The organism is Streptomyces sp. ActVer, assembly GCF_027270795.1.
In the GTDB taxonomy this organism is placed as follows: Bacteria; Actinomycetota; Actinomycetes; order Streptomycetales; family Streptomycetaceae; genus Streptomyces; species Streptomyces umbrinus_A.
In genome coordinates, this window is the sequence record NZ_JAPWHT010000697.1 from 1 (window position 1) to 3,589 (window position 3,589).

3 protein-coding genes and 1 pseudogene are annotated in these 3,589 nt (G+C 71.3%); 1 reads left to right on the top strand and 3 read right to left on the bottom strand.

The features are described 5' to 3' along the window. From O3Q52_RS50670 to O3Q52_RS50680, 3 genes and pseudogenes are all read right to left on the bottom strand, one after another. Positions 1–197: pseudogene (locus O3Q52_RS50670) on the bottom strand (hypothetical protein); the annotation flags it as partial. 331 nt (positions 198–528) lie between these two features. Next, a complete protein-coding gene (locus O3Q52_RS50675; protein ID WP_269655175.1) occupies positions 529–1,407 on the bottom strand; it encodes a dienelactone hydrolase family protein in 879 nt (292 codons plus the stop codon). 71 nt (positions 1,408–1,478) lie between these two features. Then, a complete protein-coding gene (locus tag O3Q52_RS50680) occupies positions 1,479–2,531 on the bottom strand; it encodes a helix-turn-helix domain-containing protein (RefSeq protein ID WP_269655176.1) in 1,053 nt (350 codons plus the stop codon). A gap of 448 nt (positions 2,532–2,979) precedes the next feature. Here O3Q52_RS50680 and O3Q52_RS50685 point away from each other — a divergent pair. After that, positions 2,980–3,589: hypothetical protein (locus O3Q52_RS50685; protein ID WP_269655177.1), on the top strand; the 610-nt coding region annotated here is incomplete at its 3' end.

Consider the following 3,589-nt stretch of genomic DNA (forward strand, 5'->3'; position numbering starts at 1 on the left):
AGCGCGCGGGTGGCGGGGTCGGTGACGTTCTGGGCGGGGTTCGGCGCGCCCTTCGGCCGGAAGCCGTGGCTGAACAGGAGCACGGTGCCGTTCCAGCCCGCGGGGACGTCCATGACGTACGTCGCGCCGGAGGCGAGCGTGCCCTCGACGTGGACGTCCTCCGCGGTGGCGGGGTGAGCCGGGGCCGCGGTCGCCATCAACAGGACGGCGACCGAGAGGAGAAGTCGGCGATTCACGAGGGGATCCCTTCGGCGGTGGGGGCATGACGACGCAACTGGGCCTGGCCTTAAGGCGGTTGGCGCGACATGTGCACAGCGGGCTTCCTGTGACGGGGCGGGCACAGTGAAGCTAGGCATGTTTGCGGCGGTCGTCAAGAATCTGCGCAACATGACTTGAGGGTGATGTGCGTACCCGCAGGTGGTCGCCGAGGCGCGCAGGTGCTCGCCGAGGTCCGCCGGGACCTCGGCGAGCACGCTTGGGCCGGGCGGTCCGTGTACGGACCGCGCGGCCGTCCCCTCGGGGCGGGGGCTATCCCGTGGGGCAGGTGTTGCGGTATTCGCTGATCTGAGTGTTGGGCACGGGGGCCGGGCAGAGGAACTGCTCGTACCGCACGTCCTCGTCGACGAACCGCTTCAGCCAGGCGATGCTGTACTTCGCGATCGTCACGTTGGAGCCGAGCGCCACGTTGTGGTCCGCGCCCCGGAGCTCCAGGTACGCCTTCTCCGGTGCGGCGGTGAGGCTGTTGTAGAACACCTCCGCGTGCGAGGCGGGCGAGGCGATGGCGTCGTTCTCGGCGCCGATGATCATCGTGGGTACCCGGTCGGTCTGCCAGGTCTTGTCGTTGCTCCACGGCATGAGCGGCACGGCCGCCTTGAGCGAGGGGCGCGACTCGGACGCCTTGAGCGAGCCGCCCCCGCCCATCGAATGACCCATCACCGCAAGGCGGTTGGGGTCGATGCGGGTGCGCACTGAACTGGACTGGACGAGGTAGTCCAGTGCGTTGAGCATCTGGGTGGCGCGGTCGTCGGGCTGGTCGAAGCCCGAGTTGGTCTCCAGCGTCAGTACGACGAAGCCCTGCGAGGCGAGGCGGGGGCCGTACCAGCTGATCAGCGCCTCCGGAGTCACGAAGCCCGGGCTGACGACGACGGCTCCGAACGTGCCCTGGCTGGTGTCGGTGGGGTAGTACGCGGTGCCCTGCTTGAAGGTCGGACCGTCGACGGTGGTCTGAGCCGTGGCGAAGGGGCCGCGCTCGGCGGTGATGGACTGCTCGGTGGGGTCGGGGCCCCGTTGGAAGTCTCCGGGCCCGGCCTGAGCCTCCTGGGGAAGGAGGCTCAGACCCACCGCCAGAGCGGCGGCGCCGGAGAGGAGGCCGAGGCGTTTCGCTGCGCGGGTGCTGGCATGTCTCATGCGGCCAGAGCATGCTGACCGAAAGTCAGTACCGCTTCTGGTTCAACTGCTGAATTCCGTAGGGAAGTTTGTCAGGGGAGCAAGGAACGACGCACTGACCTGCTGCGCAGTGCGAGCTGGACGTCGAAACGGAATGCCGGGTCGTCTAGCCTGTCGCCGTACAGGGTGGCCAGTTGCCGCAGCCGGTTGCGGGCGGTCTGCGGATGGATCCCCAACGCGGCGGCGACCTCCGGGGCGGTCCGCCCACCGGAGGTGAGCAGCGCGTCGAGCGTGTCCGTGAGCCGTTCCGCCTTGCCCGGCGGCAGGGCACGCAACGGCTCAAGTACCTGGTCGGTCAGGAGAGTTCCGATCGGCGAGCCGTGCAGGAGGTGCAGCTCCGCGAGATGGTCCTCGGCCCTGAGCCGCCCCAGGCGCCGCCCCAGCCGGGCGCAGTGCAGCGAGACCCAGGCCTCGTTGAGCAGCACGCTCGGGCCCACCGCCACCTCCGTTCCCTCCAGGACGGTCAGCAGGCTGTCGTCGGGCGCCACCAGATGCAGTTCGCCGCCCCGGCTCACCCGCAGTACGTCCTCATGGACCGCGGTCAGGTCGGCGGAGGCGGGCAGCACCGCGCACCGCACCCGTTCCGGCAGCGGCCAGGCGGCCCTGCGGGCGAGATCGGGAAGCGGTTCCGCGAGCGGATCCCGGTTGCGCTCCAGGAGCCGCGCCGCGAGCAGCCGCCGGGTGCGCAGCATCTCGTCGGCCGCCCCGGCCCGCGCCTCCTCGAAGCCCGCCACCGACCCCTCGGCCATCGCGTGGATGTGCGTGAGCACGGCCTCGCTCAGCGGGACGGCGATCTCACCGGAGAACGCGGCCTCCCGGGCCACGTCCATATAGCGGCGGCACGCCACCCGGGCGCCGATCCGGTACGCGGCCTGCAGCCCGTCCATGCCGCGCCCGCTCAGGTACTCCAGTCTGCCCAGCCGCTTGAAACGCGGCACATAGTGCTGCTGCGGCGCGTCCGGCTCCTCCACCAGCTCCGTGAACTGCGTCGCGGCCAGCCGGACCGCCTCGGCGAGGTCATGGGCGACGGCGGAGCCGATCGGCTGCCGGTAGCCGCGCACCTCTCTGCGGATGGCCTGCACCATCTCCGTGGTGAGCTCGGGAAGTCTGGCCCGGAGCAGTGGGGCGAGCGCCGGAGGCAGGTCGTGCCACGGGCGCCTGGATAAGAGTGGATCGACAGCTGACACGTCCAACTCCCTTGCTTGGCCCTGTAGTCGGACTCCCTCCGCCAGCCTGCGGCGGGGAGGTGCCCCAACCGTGCGACGCCGTGCGCACTCGCGCCTGGCACGCCGAGAGCACGCCTGTACCGGCTCTCGACTTCGCTCGACCAGGGGGACCCCCATACCGCCGAAGGGCCCGCCCTCCGGGCGGACGACGGGAGTTGGCGACAGGGCCTAGCACGGGACAGTGAGTCGTCGTGGTCCGGAGTGTAAGCCGGGTGACACTTTCGCCGCCGGTCCGCGCACGGAATCTGGCGTACGTCACACAGGTCCCGGAGGCTGCCCAGCCCCACGGGAATCCACGGGAGGCCCCTTGACCCCCACGCACGAACGGGCCGCGCGCACCCACACGCACGAACGAGCCGCGCGAACGAAGGACCCGCACGCCCAGTACGCCGCACCGCTCCCGGGCGAGACGCGGCGGATGCTGCTGCGGCACATGCCCGCCGCCGTCGACGAGATGGAGGAGGCCGTCCGCACCGGCCTGCCGCACTACGCGCACCTCGTCGACGGCACGTACGGCTACTCGGTGCGCCAGATCATCGACCGTACGGTCCACTGCTTCGTGTCGATCCACGACGGCGGCCGGCCCGGTCCCGCCGCCACCGCCGAGATCATCGCCCTGTACGAGCGGATCGGCGCACGGCACGGCCGCCTGGGCTGCCCCCTCGACGCACTGCGGGACGCCCTGGACCTGGCCGGACGCGTGGCGTGCCGTCGGCTCATCAAGGACGCGTACCGACTGCACTGGCCGGCGCCCCTGCTGGCGACGCTCACCGAGGACACGTTCACCCTGATCGGGACGGCCATCGCGGCCGCGACGCGCGGCTACGCCGAGGAGAGCCACCGCGCGCCGCTCGACGTGCAGCGCGACCGGCTGCGGGACGCCCTGGTCGCCGAGCCCGACGACCGGGCCCGGCCGC